The sequence below is a fragment of the Streptomyces sp. NPDC050315 genome, from assembly GCF_040655775.1.
Taxonomy (GTDB): Bacteria; Actinomycetota; Actinomycetes; order Streptomycetales; family Streptomycetaceae; genus Streptomyces.
The window spans coordinates 1,350,712-1,369,328 of sequence record NZ_JBFAKN010000001.1; the positions used below are offsets into that span (position 1 = coordinate 1,350,712).

Annotated in this window: 14 protein-coding genes; 9 read left to right on the forward strand and 5 right to left on the reverse strand. The window is 69.6% G+C overall.

Annotation, left to right across the window (positions count from 1 at the left end; translation table 11 throughout):
* The first annotated feature begins 58 nt into the window (after positions 1-58).
* Genes AB0I82_RS05945 through AB0I82_RS05965 form a run of 5 tightly spaced genes read left to right on the forward strand, consistent with a single transcriptional unit; the run spans position 59 to position 7,173 of the window.
* Positions 59-1,873, forward strand: coding sequence for an IucA/IucC family siderophore biosynthesis protein (locus tag AB0I82_RS05945; protein ID WP_363255834.1), 1,815 nt, complete (start codon positions 59-61; stop codon positions 1,871-1,873).
* Positions 1,870-3,417, forward strand: coding sequence for a pyridoxal-dependent decarboxylase (locus AB0I82_RS05950; RefSeq protein WP_363255835.1), 1,548 nt, complete (start codon positions 1,870-1,872; stop codon positions 3,415-3,417). Before AB0I82_RS05945 ends, AB0I82_RS05950 begins: the two co-directional genes overlap by 4 nt.
* Positions 3,414-5,237 (forward strand): IucA/IucC family protein, encoded by a 1,824-nt coding sequence (locus AB0I82_RS05955; RefSeq protein ID WP_363255836.1) that lies wholly within the window; start codon positions 3,414-3,416, stop codon positions 5,235-5,237. The genes AB0I82_RS05950 and AB0I82_RS05955 overlap by 4 nt, the downstream gene beginning before the upstream one ends.
* Before the next feature lie 23 nt (positions 5,238-5,260).
* Positions 5,261-5,833, forward strand: coding sequence for a GNAT family N-acetyltransferase (locus tag AB0I82_RS05960; RefSeq protein WP_363255837.1), 573 nt, complete (start codon positions 5,261-5,263; stop codon positions 5,831-5,833).
* Complete coding sequence (locus AB0I82_RS05965; RefSeq protein WP_363255838.1) at positions 5,830-7,173, forward strand: SidA/IucD/PvdA family monooxygenase; 1,344 nt, start codon at positions 5,830-5,832, stop codon at positions 7,171-7,173. Before AB0I82_RS05960 ends, AB0I82_RS05965 begins: the two co-directional genes overlap by 4 nt.
* Before the next feature lie 51 nt (positions 7,174-7,224).
* On the opposite strand, the gene AB0I82_RS05970 is transcribed toward AB0I82_RS05965, so the two are convergent.
* Positions 7,225-7,875, reverse strand: coding sequence for a response regulator transcription factor (locus tag AB0I82_RS05970; protein ID WP_363255839.1), 651 nt, complete (start codon positions 7,873-7,875; stop codon positions 7,225-7,227).
* Positions 7,876-8,148: 273 nt separating this feature from the next.
* Here AB0I82_RS05970 and AB0I82_RS05975 point away from each other — a divergent pair, with 273 nt between their 5' ends.
* The 3 genes from AB0I82_RS05975 to AB0I82_RS05985 all read left to right on the forward strand — a co-directional run bounded on the left by AB0I82_RS05975 (position 8,149) and on the right by AB0I82_RS05985 (position 13,638).
* Positions 8,149-9,435 (forward strand): sensor histidine kinase, encoded by a 1,287-nt coding sequence (locus AB0I82_RS05975; RefSeq protein WP_363255840.1) that lies wholly within the window; start codon positions 8,149-8,151, stop codon positions 9,433-9,435.
* Between the two features lie 148 nt (positions 9,436-9,583).
* Entirely contained in the window at positions 9,584-12,268 is a 2,685-nt protein-coding gene (locus AB0I82_RS05980; RefSeq protein ID WP_363255841.1) for an AAA family ATPase, read from the forward strand.
* Between the two features lie 341 nt (positions 12,269-12,609).
* Entirely contained in the window at positions 12,610-13,638 is a 1,029-nt protein-coding gene (locus AB0I82_RS05985; protein WP_363255842.1) for a hypothetical protein, read from the forward strand.
* A 2-nt stretch (positions 13,639-13,640) separates the two neighbouring features.
* On the opposite strand, the gene AB0I82_RS05990 is transcribed toward AB0I82_RS05985, so the two are convergent.
* Together AB0I82_RS05990 and AB0I82_RS05995 are read right to left on the reverse strand one after the other, a co-directional pair.
* Positions 13,641-14,660, reverse strand: a complete 1,020-nt coding sequence (locus tag AB0I82_RS05990) for a 3-oxoacyl-ACP synthase III family protein (protein WP_363255843.1) — start codon at positions 14,658-14,660, stop codon at positions 13,641-13,643.
* Positions 14,657-16,207, reverse strand: coding sequence for an AMP-binding protein (locus AB0I82_RS05995; RefSeq protein ID WP_363255844.1), 1,551 nt, complete (start codon positions 16,205-16,207; stop codon positions 14,657-14,659). The genes AB0I82_RS05990 and AB0I82_RS05995 overlap by 4 nt, the downstream gene beginning before the upstream one ends.
* 178 nt (positions 16,208-16,385) lie before the next feature.
* On the opposite strand from AB0I82_RS05995, the gene AB0I82_RS06000 reads away from it, so the two are divergent.
* On the forward strand, positions 16,386-16,646 hold the full coding sequence (locus AB0I82_RS06000; protein ID WP_363255845.1) for a phosphopantetheine-binding protein: 261 nt from the start codon (positions 16,386-16,388) through the stop codon (positions 16,644-16,646).
* Positions 16,647-16,661: 15 nt separating this feature from the next.
* On the opposite strand, the gene AB0I82_RS06005 is transcribed toward AB0I82_RS06000, so the two are convergent.
* Positions 16,662-17,621 carry an ACP S-malonyltransferase gene (locus AB0I82_RS06005; RefSeq protein ID WP_363255846.1) on the reverse strand — a complete coding sequence of 320 codons (960 nt, stop codon included), beginning with the start codon at positions 17,619-17,621 and terminating at the stop codon, positions 16,662-16,664.
* Between the two features lie 88 nt (positions 17,622-17,709).
* Positions 17,710-18,609: a proline iminopeptidase-family hydrolase gene (locus AB0I82_RS06010; RefSeq protein ID WP_363255847.1), complete on the reverse strand. Its 900-nt coding sequence runs from the start codon at positions 18,607-18,609 to the stop codon at positions 17,710-17,712.
* Positions 18,610-18,617: the final 8 nt, after the last annotated feature.

Consider the following 18,617-nt stretch of genomic DNA (forward strand, 5'->3'; position numbering starts at 1 on the left):
TTGGCTCGGGCCTCGTCGCCCGAGCGCCCGGATCCGGACAGACACTCGGAGCTGCCTGATGCCCTCCCCTGCCCACCACCCCGTGCCCGAACTGGCGGATGTCACGCCGGCAGCCTGGCGGGAAGCCAACCGTCAGCTTCTCGCCAAAGCCATCGGCGAATGGGTCTTCGAGGACATGCTGAAGGCGGCCGAGACCGGGGACGGCGGTTACCGCATTGACCTCGACAGCGGTACGACGTACGAGTTCCGGGCCGTACCCGGAGCGTTCGGCTGGCTGCGCGTCGCCCCGGACTCGATCACCCGCACCGCAACCAGCATGCTGGGCAACTCGGTTGCCGAACCCGCCTGGGACGCCCAGCGATTCCTCCTCGAATCCGCCTCCACGCTCGGCACCGACCCGTCGACCATCTCGACGTACTTCACCGAGCTGTCGGCCACCCTGGCCGTCGACGCCGCCCGCATCACCCACGGAGGCGAGACGGTCGCCGAAATGCGCGAGCTCGGCCACTCCGAACTGGAATGCCGCATGACCGGCCACAACCTGCTGGTCGCCAACAAGGGCCGGATCGGCTTCTCCGCCACCGACGTCCGCCAGTACGCCCCCGAGTCGGCGCAGTCCCTGAAACTGCTCTGGGTGGCCGTCCACCGCGGCCTCGCGGAGTTCCGCGGCACTTCGGAACTGTCCGAACGCGAGGTTCTCGCGCGCGAGTTGGACGAGGCGACGCGGTCGCGCTTCACCAAGGTGCTGCAGGACGCCGGCGTCGACCCCGAGGCGTACGTCTGGATGCTGGTGCACCCCTGGCAGTGGGACCACGCCGTGCAGGTGCTGCACGCCGCCGACGTCGCGCAGCAGCGCATCATCCCGCTCGGCGAGAGCCCGGACGCGTACCTGCCGGGACAGTCGATCCGTACGATGGCCAATGTCGGCACGCCCGAGCGGTACGACGTCAAACTGCCGTTGAAAATACTCAACACCCTGGTCTGGCGCGGCATACCCCCGCACTGCACCATGGGCGCCCCGGTCGTCACCCAGTGGCTGCGCGGCCTGGTCGAACGGGACAAGTTCCTCACCGACGAATGCCGCACGGTCTTCCTCGGCGAGGTCGCCTCGGTGACGGTCCGGCACCCCTACCTCTCCCAGCTGCCGGACACTCCGTACCAACACCTGGAAACCCTGGGCTGCATCTGGCGCGAATCCGTCTCGGCCCGCAAGGACCCGGAGGAGCGGGTGCGCACCTTCGCCTCGCTGCTGCACGTCGACAGCAAGGGCGACGCCTTCGTCGCCGAGCTGGTCCGCGCCTCGGGCCTGGATCCCCAGGACTGGCTGCGCAGGATGTTCGACACACTCCTCGTGCCGATCATGCATGTGCTCTACCGGTACGGCGTCACCTTCAACCCGCACGGTCAGAACACACTCATCGGCTACGACGAGAACGACGTCCCGACCCGGCTGTACCTGAAGGACTTCGTCGACGACGTGTGCGTGTCCTTCACCGATGTGCCCGAGCGCGGCCCGGAGCCCGACGGCCACGATCACGTACTGCCCCGCAAGCACCCCTCGATCATCCGCCAGCACGTCGTGGACCAGGTCTTCGTGGGCCACTTCCGCTATCTCGCGCCGCTGTGCGCCGATCAGTTGGGCGTACCGGAGAAGACGTTCTGGCGCCTGGTGCGGCAGACGATCCTGGACTTCCAGCGGCGCTTCCCCGAGCTGTCCGAGCGGTTCGCCGAGTACGACCTGCTCACCCCCGAGATCCCCCGTTACGGCCTGAACCGCGACCGGATCGTGGTCACCCGTTACGGCGACCGCGCGCTGCGCCATGCCCTGTATCCGAACGGTACTCACCCCAACCCGCTCGCGGAGTCCAAGTGATACCCCTTACCGAGGCACCGTCCGTACCGACCGCCGTCCCGCCGTTCCCCCGCTCCCTGCTCGCCAACTCGCGCGAGGGCCTCATCGAGGTCTCCGCCGCGCTGGCCGAGGCCGTCGACACCGCCCTGACCATCCGCCGCCCGAGCGGGCCCCTCCCGGCGGGTACTCCCGCCGAGGTGCTCGCCGCCGCGGCCGAAGCGCTGGGTCCCGCCGAACTCCCGGCCGAGGGCCTGGGCTCACAGGCCGCGCTGCGGAAACTGGCATCCGTCCTGGTCGAGCACGGCATCGACCTGTCCCACCCCCGGGCCGCAGCCCACCTGCAGCCCCCGTCCCTGGCCGTCGCGGTCGCCGCGGACGCCCTGGCCAGTGCAAGTAACGCGTCGCTGGACACCTACGACTCGGGCCCGTCGGCCATCGCCATCGAGCGCTGGCTCATCCGCGTACTGATCGGCCTGGCCGGGTTCGGCGACCGTGCCGACGGCGTCCTCACCCCCGGCGGCTCGCTGTCCAACCTCCTCGGTGTGCTCCTCGCCCGGGACGCCGCCGCCCTGAGACGCGGCGTCAATGCGCGCGAGGACGGCGTCGCCGCCCTGCCTGGCCCGGTGGTCTTCTGCTCGGAGCTGGCCCACTTCTCGGTACACCGGGCGTGTGCGGCGCTGGGCCTGGGCGAGTCCGCGGTCCACCCACTGCCCACCGACGAACACCACCGCATCCGCCCCGAGGCGCTGAAGGCGGCCCTGGACGGGCTCGGCCCCGACCGGACACCGCTCGCGGTGATCGCCACCGCCGGCACCACCGACTTCGGCTCCATCGACCCGCTCCCGCAGCTCGCCGAGATCGCCGGCGAGCACGGAATCTGGATGCATGTCGACGCGGCCTACGGCTTCGGCGCGCTGTTCTCGGACCGGCTGAGCCCCAAGCTCGCCGGGCTGGAGCTGGCCGATTCCGTCACCCTCGATCTGCACAAGATCGGCTGGCAGCCGGCCGCCACCAGTGTGCTGCTGGTCTCCGACACCACCGCGTTCACCGCGCTGGACCGCAAGGTGGCCTACCTCAACCCGGCCGACGACTCGGAGGCCGGCTACGACGGTCTGCTCGGCCGCAGCCTGCAGACCACCCGGCGGCCCGACGCGGTCAAGGCCGTCGCCACCCTCGTCGCGCAGGGCCGTACCGGCATGGGTCGCATGATCGACGTCTGTCACGACCTCGCCCGCCACGCCGAGCAGCGGATCCGTCGCGAGGCCGAACTGGAGCTGGTCTCCCCGGCCGAGCTGACGACGGTGGTGTTCCGCTACCGCACCACCGACCCGGGCGCCGCCGACGCACTCAACGGCGCGCTGCGCCGCCACCTCCTGGAAACCGGCAGCGCACTGATCGGCCGCACAGAGGTACGTCTGGACGGGCCCGCGTCCCCCGAGCGCGTATGCCTGAAGTTCACCCTGCTCAACCCAACGGCGACGCCCGAGGACATCGACGGTCTCATTGACACCGTCCTCGAAGCAGGCCGCGACTGCGCCAGTCTCATTGAGGAGGACGCGGCATGACCCTCACCGACGTATCGGCCGCGCGCACACCATCCAACCCGCCTGGTACTGCAGGGCAGTTCAGCCCCGCGGACGACCCGCTGCACACCCTGGACGCCCGCGGCGCCGCCGAGCACGCCCACCTCGAAGCGCTGTTGCGCTGCTGGCTGCGCGAGACCCATACCGAGTTCGGCGCCGGCCCGCTGCGGGTCACACTGCCGACCGCGGGCCTGACCCTGGTCACCGAGGTGACGCACTACTCCCCCACCGGCTGGCACCGCTTCGGCCCGGTCCTGCTGGAAGGCCCCGGCGGTGCGCTCGGCACCACCGCCGACCCGGTCACCGCGATCGCGCTGCTGTCCACCGAGGCCGCGGTGAGTGGCGGCAGCCTCCCCGGCGGCGTACCCGCCGGGGAGGTCGCCGACCTGGTGGAACGCACCGCGGAGTCCGTCCGCCGGGTGGCCTCTTTCATCGCCGACCGCCGTACGCACCCGGAGCCGCCCGCCGAGGTGGACGGCTTCCTGGACGCCGAGCAAGCACTGCTCCTGGGCCATCTGCACCACCCCGCGCCCAAGAGCCGGGACGGCATCTCCGACCACGACTCCGCGGCCTTCTCCCCCGAGCTGCGCGGCAAGTTCCGACTCCACTGGTTCGCCGCCGACGAATCGGTCGTCTCGCACGACGCCGTCGCCGGAGCCCCCTCCCTGGCCGGCCGGGACACCGTCGCGCTGCTGGCCGATCTGGCCGGTGAGCGGCTGTCCGACGGCCGGGTGCTGGTGCCCGCCCACCCGTGGCAGGCCCGGGACGTGCCGCACCGCCCCCGGGTCGCCGAGCTGATCGCCTCGGGAGCCTTGGAACCGCTCGGCGAGCGCGGCCCCGAATGGTGGGCCACGTCCAGTGTCCGTACGCTCTACGCCCCCGATGCCGACGTGATGCTGAAGCTCTCGCTCGGCCTGCGACTGACCAACTCCCGGCGCGAATCCACCCGTACGGAGCTGCGCCGCGGCCTGGAGATCAACCGGCTGCTGGACGCGGGCTACGCGGACGCCACGTTCCGGGCCCACCCCGGCTTCAAGATCACACGCGACCCGGCGTGGCTGGCCGTGGACGAGCCCGGCCGGCCCGACGGACCGGAACTCACCGGCCTCGACGTCGCCGTACGCGAAGTCCCGGACAGCATCGCGGAGTTGCGCTGCCTGGTCGGTCTGGTCGCCCCGCGGCCCGGGATCGGCCGCAGCCTCCTCGGCGAACTGATCGCCGCGCAGGGCGTCGGCGCCGCCGAACGCTGGATGGCCGACTACACCGACCACGTCCTGGTACCGATGCTGCACCTGTACGCAGCGACCGGGATCGGCCTGGAGGCCCACCAGCAGAACACCCTGGTCCGGCTGGACGCTCAGGGCCGGGTCACCGGCGCCACTTTCCGCGACAACCAGGGCTACTACCTGGCGACTTCGCACCTGCCGGGCCTGCTGAAGCTCAGCGGCGCCGACCAGTCCACCCTAGCCGTCGTCGAGGACGCCATCGTCGACGACCGGCTCTGCTACTACCTGCTGCGCAACCAGGCGCTGTCGGTCATCGGCTGCCTCGCCGTCGACGGCCTGGCCGACGAGCGGGACCTGCTCGCCGTCCTCGCCGACCGGCTGCGCGCGGCGCTGCCGGGTCTCGCCCAGGCCGGCCCGGACGGCGACCGGCTGGCCCGCCGCTGGCTGGACGCCGACACCCTGCCCTGCAAGGGCAACCTGCTCACCCGGCTGCACGGGATCGACGAGGTCGTCGCCCCGCTGGACGCGCAGTCGGTCTACCTCGACGCCCCCAACCCCCTGCGCGACGCCCGCTGATGACATCGGCAGAGGAGACCGCGATGCAACAGAGAGCCACCGTCGCCGGACCGCCGCTCCCCGTGCTCGACGGCCCGTGGTCCGCGCGGATCCCGCAGACCGAGGGCGCGGACCTGGACCTCGTACACAGCTGGATGCAGCAGCCGCATGTCGAGGCGTTCTGGCACCAGGCATGGCCCCATGAGAGGTGGGCCGAGGAGATCGCCGGGCAGCTCGCCGGCGACCACTCGCTGCCCGCCCTGATCAGCCACGAAGGCAGCCCGCTGGCATTCGTGGAGATCTACCGCGTACAGCGCGACCGGCTCGCCGAGCACTACCCGTACGGGCCGCACGACCTGGGCGTCCATATCGCCATCGGCGATGTCACCCGTACCGGCAAGGGACTGGGCCGCCGGGCGCTGCGCGCCCTCGCCGAGGGCCTGCTCGCCGCCGACCCCGCGTGCCCGCGTGTTGTCGCCGAGCCCGACATTCGCAACGAGCCCTCGCTCAAGGCGTTCCACGCCGCGGGATTCCGCCCCGCCGGAGAGATCACCTTCCCCGACAAGACCGCCGCCCTGGTCGTCCATCCGCGCGGCGAGGAGGACATGCTCCGATGACCGTTGAGAATCCTCTGGGCGCCGAAGGCGTCACCAGCGAGCACGATGTCCTGGCCATCGGCTGCGGCCCCTTCAACCTGGGCCTGGCCGCGCTCGCCTCGACCGTCGACGGCCTCGACCTCGTCGTACTGGAGGAGCAGCCGGAACTCAGGTGGCACCGAGGCATGATGTTCGGCGACGCCTCGATGCAGGTGAACTTCCTCGCCGACCTGGTGACGCTGGTCGCGCCCCACCACCCCCTGTCGTTCCTCAGCTACCTGCACGACATGGACCGGCTCTACACCTTCACCGTCCGCGAGAACTTCTTCCCCTCGCGCCGGGAGTACGAGGACTACTTGCGCTGGGCCGCGGCGAAACTGCCGTCCGTACGGTTCTCGCACCGCGTGGAGCAGGTCCACTGGGACGAGGCCGCCGAGCGCTTCACGGTGGAGGCCGTACGCGGCGACGGCACCCGGCTGCGAATGCGCGCGGCCAACCTCGTCATCGGCATAGGCACCGCACCATACGTACCCGACGCCCTAGCCGGCCTCCCCGAGGACAAACTCCTGCACACCTCCGAGTACCTGTACCGGTCCTCCGACGTGGCGGGCGCGCGAAAAGTCACCGTGGTCGGCTCCGGCCAGTCCGGCGCCGAGGTCACCGTCGACCTGCTGTCCCGCAACCTCGAAGGCGGCCCGGCGGTCAGCTGGCTGACCCGTACCCACTCCTTCGCGCCGCTGGACTACACCAAGATGGTCCTGGAGATGACGACCCCGGCGTACATGCAGTACTTCCACTCACTGCCGCAGGACGTACGGGACAAGCTGATCAGCGAGCAGTGGCAGTTCTACAAGGGCATCTCCACCGACACCCTCGAAGAGATCCATGAGCTGCTCTACCGGCGCCAGCTGGAACACGGCCTGGCCGAGGCGGAGTTGCGCTTCGGCATCACCGTCGAGAGTGCGACCGTCGACGCGGCAACCGGACAGGCGGTGCTGACCTGCCGTCACCGCGACTCGGACCAGGTCTTCGAGCACACCACCGACCTCGTCGTCGCGGCCACCGGCTACCGCAACCGCCCGCCGGAGTTCCTGGCCCCGATCGAGGACCTGCTGCGGCGCGACGCCAAGGGCCGGCCCGTGGTCCGCATCGACCACTCCGTCGAGCTCGCCGATGGCGTGAGCGGCCGGGTCTTCGTCGCCAACGCCGAGATCCACAGTCACGGCGTCTCCGCCCCCAACCTCGACATCGGCGCGATCCGCAACGCCACCATCCTCAACGCCATCACCGGCCGCGACGCCTACCGCCTGCCCAAGCGCAGCGCGTTCACCTCTTTCGAGGCGCCGCGGCAGGCGTCATAGCCCCCGCCCCCGACGGGAAACGCCGCCGACATCACCGGTCGCGTGCTCGCGTCACCGCTCGCGGTCCAGGTACTTCAGGACCGCGAGCACGCGGCGGTTGTCGTCGTCCGACGGGGGCAGGCCCAGTTTTCCGAAGATGTTCGATGTGTGCTTGGCTACCGAGCGCTCCGTGATGAAGAGTTGGGCGGCGATGGCGGCGTTGGAGCGGCCGCCGGCCATCAGTTCCAGTACCTCCAGCTCGCGCGGCGAGAGGCCCTGCACCGGGCTCTCGGGCGAACGCATCGACATCAGCTGAGAGATGACCTCTGGGTCCATCGCCACGCTACCGGCCGCGACCCTTCGTACCGCATCGATGAACTGGTCCACCTTGAAGACGCGGTCCTTGAGGAGGTACCCGATCCCTCCGCTGCCGTCGGCCATCAGCTCACGGGCGTACAGGTGCTCCACATGCTGCGAGAGGACGAGCACCGGCAGGCCGGGCCGCTCGCGGCGGGCGGCGAGGGCGCATTGCAGCCCCTCGTCCGTCTGGGACGGCGGAAGTCTGACGTCGACCACCGCGATGTCCATGTCCACTTCTTTGAAAGCGCGCGTGAGTTCGGGCCCGGTCTCCACAGCTGCGACGACTTCAAAGTCGTACGCCTCCAGCATCCGTACCAGACCATCGCGCAGCAGGAAGAGATCCTCGGCGACGACAACGCGCACAGCGACTCCAGCGTAGTAACGGCGGGGCCGCCCGCGGGACCGCCGACGACCAGTACGACCCTGAAAGTACCGTGTCGCCGTTCACGCATGTCCGGTGATCCCCGGTACGGCTGCGGCGCTGCTTGCCTTCGGGCTGGGTGGCGGAGGCACCCCACCCGGGGTGATGCCAGCTACACCCCCTATCCGGGCCTCTGCACCAGTGCCAAGAACCGCCCGACCGTCGAAACTGGGGACACGCTCAAGGAGTCGGTCCGGGTGGAGGAGGAAGAACGGGTGAACAAGCAACGGGTTCTGGGCGCCTTGCTCACGGCCGTGCAGGGACTGGCACTGGCCCTCGCCGCATTGGTGGGCGGCGTCGTGCTGTTCGTGCTGTCGGTTGTGTCCATTGCCCTGATCCCCATCGGCATCGGCGCCTTCACCACCCCGCTCGTGCTCAAGGCGGTGCGCTCACACGCCAATACGCGCCGACGGCTCGCCGCCGCATGGGGCGGCATACGCGTCCCCGAGTCGTACCGCCCGTTCCCCTCCGACATGCGCACCGGCATCGTCGGGGTCATGGAGCGCTGCAGTCTGCTGGTGAAGGACCCGGCGACCTGGCGCGACCTGCGCTGGCTGGTGCTCGACACGGCCGCCGGGTTCCTCACCGCCGTGCTGCCCGCCGCGCTGACCGTCTACGGCCTCCACGGCGTCCTCCTGCTCTGCGGCCTGTGGCAGCCGCTGGCCGACGGCGACGGCGAGAACTGGTACACCTTCATACCCGTCGAGGGCTGGGGCACCGCCCTGCTCGCCGCGCTGGTCGGTGTCGGTCTGCTCGCTGTGTGCAGCGGCCTCAACCCGCGGCTGCTGCACGTCCACTTCCTGCTCAGCCGCTATCTGCTGGCGCCGCCCCGTGAGGTGGCGCTGAACGAGCGGATCGATCAGCTCACGGAATCCCGGCACGAGGCCCTGGACGTCTCCGCCGCCGAGCTGCGCCGTATCGAGCGGGACCTGCATGACGGCGCGCAGGCCCGGCTGGTCGCCATGGGGATGAGCTTCGCGGCGATCGAGGCGCTGGTGGACAAGGACCCCCAGCACGCGAAGGTGCTGCTGGCGCACGCCCGGGAGACCTCCGCCGAGGCGCTCACGGAGCTGCGGGACCTGGTGCGGGGCATTCACCCGCCGGTGCTGGCCGAGCGCGGACTCGGCGATGCGGTACGGGCGCTGGCGCTGCGCATGCCGATGACGGTCAAGGTCGACATCGATGTGCCGGGCCGGCTCGACGAGCCGGTCCAGTCGGCAGCGTACTTCGCGGTCAGCGAGGCGCTGACCAACGCGGCGAAGCACTCACAGGCCCAGCAGGTGGCGGTCGGCATTCAGCACCGGGACGGCATGCTGCGCATCAGCGTCGGCGACAACGGCCAGGGCGGCGCGAGCATCGGGCAGGGCTCCGGTCTGGCCGGTATCGAACGGCGACTGAGCGCTTTCGACGGAGTGCTCACGGTCGCCAGCCCGCCCGGCGGTCCCACGATGGTCACCATGGAGGTGCCGTGCCGACTCATGCCGGACATGCCGACCGTATAGGCGCGGCCGTGGCCGGGTGAAACCGGCCGGGCGGCCCACCCTGCGTACTTGTTGTCGTGCAACTTTCGGCCAGCTGGATGACCTCGCCCCGTCCCTACACTGACGAACTCACACGGGAACAAGGCATTTGTTCTGGACGGGGGTCGTCGTGCCGATTGATCTGTTTGACCGGAACAGCGAACTGAGACTTTTTGACTCAGCGCTGTCCGCCGCCGACGTCGGACGCAGCCGGACCGTGCTCGTGCACGGCGCGGCCGGTGTCGGAAAGAGTTCGCTCCTCGACGCGTTCGCGCAACGCGCCATGCGGTCGGGATGGGAGGTACTGCGCGCCGTAGGGACGGAGGGCGAGCGCACCGTGGAGCTGGGCGTGCTGCGTCAGCTCAGCCAGGCCGCGACCGCGGCGGGGCTGCCGGAGCTGTCGCTGCCGACGCAGGTACCGCCGCGGGTGGAGGACCTGCAGCAGTTCTGCGAGGTGGTGCGGAATCTCGGGAGGCGTACGCCCCTGGTGTACTGCATCGACGACCTGCATCACATGGATGCCGCGTCGCTGCGGCACTTTCTCTTCCTGTCCCGGCATCTCGGTGCCGCGCGGGTGGTGTTGCTGGCCGCCGTCTCGCCGCAGCAGAGCGCCCAGGGCGCCACGCTCAGCGCGGAACTGCTGCACCGGCCCGACGTACGGCACATCCGGCTCGGGCTGCTGAACACGCAGGCAGTGGCGCAGGGCATCACCGGGTTCGCGGCCGGTGGTCGGCGACCGGACGACGAGGCGGCCGTGGCCTTCCACGAGCTCACCGGAGGCAACCCGCTGCTGCTCAAGGCGCTGCTGACCGAGCACCGTGCGACAGCCGGCCGCGACGGCACCACACCGTTGCCGCGCCCGTCGCAGGGCGGGCTGTTCAACCAGGCCGTCGCGGCCTGCGTGCGGAGCAGCGGCCCGGTGGCTCGGGACGTCGCGGGAGTCTTCGCCGTACTGGACGAACACGCGACCACGGAGCTGGCCGCGGAGCTCCTGGGGCTGTCGGTCTCGGTGACCGCGCAGGCAGTGACCGCGTTGGAGTCCTGCGGCGTCCTCCGGGAGCTCCGCTTCCGGCACCGGGACGTGCGGGATGCCGTCCTGAACGCCCTCAGCCCGGACGTGCGTGCCGGCCTGCACCGCGACGCCGCCGTGCTGCTGCACGCGCGGGGCCTGGATCCGTCCGCCGTGGCCCGTCATCTGTTCGCGTCACAGCACGACCCCAGGCCCTGGTCGGACGTGCCGTGGGCGACCGGAGTACTGCACGAGCAGGCCAATCGCGCGCTGGCCGACGGGCATCCGCGGCAGGCGTCCGACATGCTCCGGCTGGCCTGCCGGATCTGCCCGGACGAGGCGCAGCGACTGCAGATCACACTCCGGCACGCCGCGGTCATGTGGCGGTTCGATCCGGCGGCGGCGGAACAACTGCTGCAGGCTCCGTTGGCGGCCCTGGAGACCGGCACGCTGCCTGCCCCGGCCCGGCAACTGCTCTCCCGGCTGTTGATGGAGCAGGGCCGGATCGACGCACCGTCGGTCACCGCCGGGCAACCGGCTGTCCCCGGGCCGCCGGCCGGCCCCGCCGCCCATCAGCGGGATCCCTGGCCGACGTACGGTGTCCCCACCACGGCATGGTGGCCGACGCTCGGGGCGCCCGGCGAGACCACCGCCGCCAATGCCGAGCAGCTGCTGCAGAACACGGTACTGACGTCCGGCACACTGCATGTGCTGATCCGGGCGGTGCGGGCCCTGTTGCATTCGGGCCGGCCCGACCAGGCCGTCGTGTGGTGCGAAAAGCTCTGCGCGGAGGCCGAGGGGCAGCATGCTCCGGGCTGGTCCGCCGCCTTCACCACGGTGTACGCCGAACTGCTGCTGCACCTCGGAGACCTGTCCGGTGCCGAGCAGCAGGCGCTGGCGGCCATGGACGAGCTGCCGCAGTCCCGTACCGGCTTCTTCGCGTGTGCACCGGCCGCGGCCCTGATCCGCGCGCGTACCGCCATGGGCCGGCACGCGGCGGTGGCCCAGCAGCTGGAGCATCCGGTACCCGAGGAGCTGCTGGTCGGCGTGCACGGGCTCGCCTATCGGCGGGCACGCGCCCTGCATCTGCTGATGACGGGCCAGTTCCAGGCCGCGTTCGCGGAACTCATGGAGGTCGGCCGGGCGGCCCAGGAGTGGCGGCTCGACTCGCCGCTGTTCCTGCCGTGGCGCACCGATGCGGCGCAGGCGCTGGTCCGCCTGGGTGAGCCGCAGCAGGCCAAGCAGCTCGTACTGCAGCAGCTCTCCTCCCCCGACGTCCGGCACCCCTGGGTGCGCGGTACCGCGTTGCGGCTGCGCGCCCAGTTCACCGACGAACGTCAGGGGCTCGCGATGCTGGAACAGGCCGTCGAGGAACTGCGCCGCTCCGGCGATCGGCTGGAACTGGCCCGTGCGCTGGCCGACGCCGGGCGGCTGGCACAGGCGCAGGGAGACAACACCAAGGCGGGCATGATGACGCGGCGCGCCTGGAGCCTGGCGCACGCCTGCGGCGCCGAGGCGCTGCGCGAGGAGATCCTTCCGGGCCTCGCCTCCCGGTCCCAGCCGGGCGGCAGCCGGGAGCAGGTCCACACCGTCCGTGCGGCGGCCGCCGGCAAGCTGAGCGACTCCGAGCGGCGGGTGGCGGCGCTGGCCGCGCACGGCTACACCAACCGTGAGATCTCCATGAAGCTCTACATCACCGTCAGCACCGTCGAGCAGCATCTGACGCGGGTCTACCGCAAGTTGCGCATCACGCGCCGCCAGGACCTGCCCATGGACCTGCAGATGAGTGTGCTGGACCTGGTGTGAGCGAAGAGGCCCCTTCCCCGCCGGCGGGGAAGGGGCCTCCGTCTCTCGTCAGTGGCCGGCTGCGACCGGCCACTTGTCGTCCAGGACACCGGCCAGGTCCGCTCTGCTGGACGCAGCCCTGTTCAGCCGATTTCCGTGCACACTTACCCCCGTGTCACTTTTGCAGTCATTCCGTGTGAATGTCCGCGTGCTTCATTGTCGTCCGCTCTGCAGCTGACGGTCGCCGCGGGTCCGGGCGGCGGCGATCAACACCCTGCCGATGAACTGAACCTTCCCCCAAGGCTTCTCCGATGACTTAAAGTTGCATGGCAGGCTTTTCACGCCAGGGGGAGGCATCAGCGTTGCACGGAATCGAGGATTCCAGAGCCCGGTTCGCAGAGCTGGACGAGATGAGCGCTGCCGCTTACCGGTTAGCTGTCCACTCGGGGCGGTTCGTCGGTCAAGAGATTGCCGAAGAATTGAAGCTGACTTCTGAAGAAACTCTTCGGATCCAGTGGATTCTGACCCGTCTGCATCTGCTGCAGCCCACGCCGGGAAAGCCCGATGAGCTCGCTCCGGCCAGCCCGGACGCCGCGGTGGCCGAACTCGTCGGCGGCACGGAGGATCACATCCGGAGCCTCCAGCGGGCCGTGACAGGCATTCGCAGTTCGATGCTGTCATTGATGCCGGCCTACTTCGAGGGCCGCCGTCGGCGGAATCACCTCGAAGCCTTCGACCTGATCACCGACGTGGACGCCATTCGTGCCCTGCTGTGCGAACATCGCGTGCAGGCCAAGTCCGAGATACTCACCGTCCAGCCCGATGGCGCCCAGGGCGCCCCGCTGCTGGCCGCACTGCGGGACTCCATGGTGGAGACGCTCCAGCGCGGAGTGCGGCTGCAGACCATCTACCAGCACACGGCACGCGGCGACCTCATGACCAGTTCTTACGTGCGCGAGGTGAGCGCGGCGGGCGCCGAGATACGCACCACGAATGAACTGATCGACCGGATGATAATCTACGACAGGGAAGTCGCCTTCCTGCCGGAACAGGCAATCGACGGCCCCGGACGCAGCGCCGTGGTCATACGGGAACCGAATCTCGTCGCCTTCCTGCGCAAGGTCTTCGAGTACCAGTGGCAACTCGCCACGCCATTCCTGCCGGATGCTCCCCAGCCGGAACACATCACCGACGAACTGAAACTGTCGATAATCCGGCTGATGAGTCGCGGATACAAGGACGAGATGGTGGCCCGCAGGCTCGGCATGTCCGTGCGTACGTGCAGGCGGCATATCGCCGAGCTCACCGAGGATCTCAACGCCGTCAGCCGTTTTCAGGCCGGGGTTCATGCCGCGCTGAGCGGCCATGTGGACCTGTATGACAGCGAGTAGATTCAGAGCCTCTCCAGGGCGATCCCGGCCTTGAGCCAGTTGCTGCTCTCCACGACCAGAGAGAGGGCCCGCTGCCCGGGGCGCAGGTCCGGTAACAGTCGGGCGGCCTGCAGGAATGCGAGAGCGTTTCCGGCGTTTCCGGTGTCCGTGACACAGCTGACCTCGCGTAAGCCCGGGACGCCCAGGTGCTTCATGATGCGCTCGGTCATCCGGCCCGAGAGCTGCGGCGGTAACAGGAAGGACACATCGTGCAGATTCCAGCCGAGGCTGTCGAGCAGATCCCACATGATCTCCGCGGAGAGGGACGGCACGCTCTCCTCGATGGCCTTGTGGTCCTCGTACGGCGCTGGGCGTTCGCCTTCCCGGGCGGCGGCGCCGCAGCAGTGGATGATCTGGCCGCTGCGGCGTCCCCGGCCGGCGAACTGGTTGAGCACACCCCGCATCGCGATCCGCTCGCCAAGGGGCTCGGCGGTGAGCACGGCGGCGCCCGCGCCGTCACCGAGCAGCAGATGGTTCACGAGCTCCTCGGTCGGCAGCTCGGCGAGGTTCCGGCGGACATCGAGGTGGCGGCTCGTGACGTCACCACCGATGGCCAGTCCGACGTGGCGGCCGGAGCGGATCAGCGACTGGGCCAGTTCCAGGATCTGGACCGGGCCCGAGCAGCCCGCCTGGATCTGGAAGGCAGGCACGTAGTTGAGGCCGATCCGGTCGGCGACCCGGGTCGCGGTGGTGGGCAGCAGCGTGTCGGGGGTCATCGTGCTCAGCACCAGGAAGTCGATGTCCGACGACTCCAGACCCGCGGCGGCCAGTGCCCGATCGGCGGCCTCGGCACACAGGTCGGTGAGCGAGTGACCGTCCGTGCCGCTCGTGAGGTCCCGCGCGAAGTACCGGGTCCTCGTACCGACGAAGATGTCCACCCATTCACCGCTGACACCGAACAGCCTGCCCAGCGACTCGTTGTCCACCGGTTTGCCCGGAAGGGCAGTGCCGATCGCGGCGATGTGCGCCACCGTCGGTCTCATGCAGGTCGTCCGGTTTCCGCTGCCCGGCGTGTCAGAGCGGACCGGTCCACCTTGCGGTTGGAATTCAATGGCAGCTCCGGCAGATGTTCGTAACGGCGGGGCAGCATGCCGTCCGGCAGGACCTCACGCAAGGCACGGGAGAGCACCCTCGGGGACACCTTCACGCCCGTGTGGAAGACGATGAGTTCGGTGCTGCCGTCCTCCGGCCGGTACGTGACGACGACCGCGTCGTCCACCCCGTCCTGGCCACGCAGCGCATGCTCGATCTCGACGAGTTCCACGCGCCAGCCCTGCACCTGGACCTGGGCGTCCAGCCGGCCGATGTACACCAGCTCGCCGTCGTCGAGGCGGCGCACCCGGTCGCCGGTGCGGTACCAGGTGCGACCGTCCCGTTCGACGAAGCGTCCCTCGTTGTCGGCCGGGTCCAGATAACCGCGGACCATCTGCGGGCCGGTGATCAGGAGTTCACCTTCGTCGGCAACTGGCCGGTCGGCCTCGTCGACCAGCAGGTGGTCGTGCCCGTCGTGCACCCGTCCGATCGGTACGAGTCCATTGACACCGCGTTCCGGCGAGGTCTCGGGGTGCCAGCGGTGGCCGGTGATGGTGACGGTCAGCTCGGTGGGACCGTAGATGTTCGCCAGGGCGGAGGCCGGGGCCGCGGCCTGCCAGTCGGCGGCGTCCTGGCATCTCAGCGCCTCACCGGCGAAGAAGCTCCAGCGCAGGCCGGGCAGCGCACCCGGGGTGAGGCCGCCCATCCGGCGGAGCAGGCCGATGGCGCTCGGAGTGGAGAACCAGACGGTGATGCCCTGCTCGGCGAGGAAGCGGGGCATATCCACGTAGGCATGCGGCGGCACGTACGCAACGCTCGCCCCCGCGCCCCAGGCACAGAACAGGTCGAACATGCCGCAGTCGAAGTTGAGGTCGAACGTCTGGGTGAAGACATCGTCCCGGGTGAAGTCGTACTGCTCGTCGATGCATGCGAAGTAGTGGCAGGTGTTGCCATGGCTGATCGGGACCCCCTTGGGGACGCCCGTCGAGCCGGAGGTGAAGAGCATGTACGCGGGGTCGGAGGCGGCCACCGGGCGGGGCTCGGTCAACGGCGGCGCACCCGCCACCGACCGCCCGTCGGCGTCCGGGGCCACCACCGGCAGCTCCACTCCCCCCTCCTTGAAGAGGTCGCGGGATCGCTCCAGCCCCTGTTCGTCGACGAGCAGCACCTCTACCCCGGCGATCCGCAGCATCCGCAGATTGCGGGCCGCGGGGAAGTCCGGATTGAGGGGCACGACCGTGGCACCCGCGTACAGCGCCGCGAGGATGCCGACGTAGCCCTGCAGGGTCTTGCCGGCCAGCACGCCGACGACGGGCGGGGCGTCCCGGTGGCCGGCGGGCAGGCTGGCGAGCAGCGATCCGGCCCAGCTCAGCGCCAGTTCATGGACGCGGCGGTAGGTGATGTCCTCGGTACCGAGTCGTATCGCCGGACGTTCGGGGGAAAGGGCCAGGCCGCGCAGAAATCGAGAGTACAGCGCGGTGTTCGGGTTCCCGGTCATGCTGCCTCGCTTTACGGAAGACACTTACAGAAGGCACTTACGGAAGACTTTTACGAAAGATAGGGGTCGGAAAGGGTTTCCAGCACTGTCGCGGAGTACATAGCGTCTCCTCGGAGAACCGAGTTCCAGACACCGCTGCCGGCGTTACGGCCGGCAGCACGGGGAAAGGGTGACCGCGATGAGCGCCAAGTGGGATGACCAGTTCGAGGAACTGGTCCGGGGCTTTCTGCCGTTTCTCGACACGGCGGAACCGCTGACCGAGGACATGAACATGCGGGACGCCGGGCTGGATTCGCTGGGCACCGTCGAACTCCTCGGTGCGCTGGAGGACCTCTACCAGGTGCGGTTCGTCGACGACGCGCTGACGATGGACACCTTCGCGACCCCTGGGGTCCTGTGGAAGACGGTCTCGAAGCTGTCCACGGTGGCCGCGGGCTGACCGGCACCCGGCTCGTCAGGCGGTCGCGCCCTGCCGTCGGTTCGGCGGACGGCGGCGCGGCCGCATGGCCAGCCGCGGATCGACCCCGGTCACCGCGAAGTTCTTCGTCGCGACCGGGACTCGCCCGAACAGCGCGTCCTGCCCGGTCACGAAGAGCCTGCGCACCCCACGCTCCCGCAGCGAGCCCAGCGCCACCGGCCAGTCCACCCGCCGGACACACCCGTCGAGCAGCAGATTCCGTACGGCATCGCCCGTGGTGAGCAACGCCCCGTCGTGGTCGGAGACCACGGGGGTGTGCGGCTCGGCGAACGTCAGCTTGTCGATGACCTCGGCGGCCGCCTTGCGCCGCAGCCCTTCGAAGGCGGCCGAGTGCATGGGCGGGCGCATGATGTACAGCGGCAGTCCGCCCAGCCCGCGCAGCCGGCTCTGCAGCCACTCGGTCCGCTTCTCGCTGAGCGTCAGCATGTGGAAGTCATGGTCGACGGTGCAGGTCAGGTCGTGCCACTCGCCCTGCTCGTCCAGTTCCTCGCGCAGTTCGCGCAGCCGGTCCGCCGGTACTCGCGCGAAGGACTGCGTCACCAGGCCGGCGTGCTCTTCCGCGAAGTACGCGTCGAGGCAGCGGGCGAACTCCGCGGTGAGCCGGATGCCGTCCGCCGCGCTGAGCGCACCGGAGTGCACCGCCGCGGCCTTGTTCCCGAAGCTGGGCCCGAGGCATACGGCCGGCTCCGCGTCGAGGTTGGCGCGGGCCCACTCCGCAAGCGCCAGGCAGTTCACCAGGAAAGCGACCTGCGCGTACTCGGAATAGTCGCCATCCGCCGCATGGAACCGCTCCACGAGCGAATATCCGAGCGTCTCGTCCGCGATACCGACAAGTTCCCTGGCGAACGGGTTGAGCAGCATGAATTTCGCCACGTCCGCAAATGCCGTGGGCCCCATCCCGGGAAATACGAATGCGGCGGCGCCTTCAGTCTCCATGCCTCCCAGTGTGAATTCCGGGCGGCGGCGCATGTACCCCTACGGACCCCAGATACCCCAGACATCCCGGAGACCTGTGGGAGACCGCTCAGCGGCTCTTGAGGTACGCGGTCATGACTTCTTGGAAAAGCTCCGGCTCCTCCAGGTGCGGAAGGTGGCTGGACTCCTCGAAGATCTCCCAGCGGACGTCGGGGATGAGGTCCTGGTACGGCTGTACGGTGACGGGCGTCGCCTCGTCGTGCCGCCCGGAGACGAGCAGGGTCGGCACGGCGATGTCCGGCAGGTGCGGCTCCACGGACCAGTCGCGCAGCGTGCCGATGACATGGAACTCGTTGGGGCCGTTCATCGTGAAGTAGACGGTCGGATCGTTGTACACCTCGTAGAACGATGCCTGGTAGTCGCGCGGCCAGGGCTTGAGCCGGCAGACGTGCTTCTCGTAGAAGGGCGTCATGGCTTCGTAGTACTCGTCGCTGTTGGTGGTCCCCGCCGCCTCGTGCCGGAGCAGTGTTTCGTTGACTCCCGGCGGCAGCTGCGCCCGCAGTACCGCCATCTCCTGGAGCCACAGCGGATAGGACGCCGGCGCGTTGGCAATGACGAGGCCGCGCAGGCCTTCAGGCCGGTCCCCGGCGTGCCGGGCGGCCAGCAGTCCGCCCCAGGACTGCCCGTACAGCACGTAGTTGTCGGCGATGCCGAGCGACTGGAGGAGGTTGTCCAGCTCGTCGAGGAAGAGCTGGACGGTCCAGAACTCGGCACCCCGGCCCGGCAGATGGGTCGAGCCGCCATTGCCGAGCTGGTCGTAGTGCACGACCGGGCAGCCCGTTCGCTCGGCCAGCTCGGCGAGGTTCAGCAGATAGTCGTGGGTACTGCCCGGCCCACCGTGCACGACGACCAATGCGGGACGCCCGGAATCCAGGTCGCCGGTGACGCGGTACCACGTCTTGTACTCACCGAACGGTACGGTTCCCTTACGGCTGGGAGCCACGGCCATGTCCACCT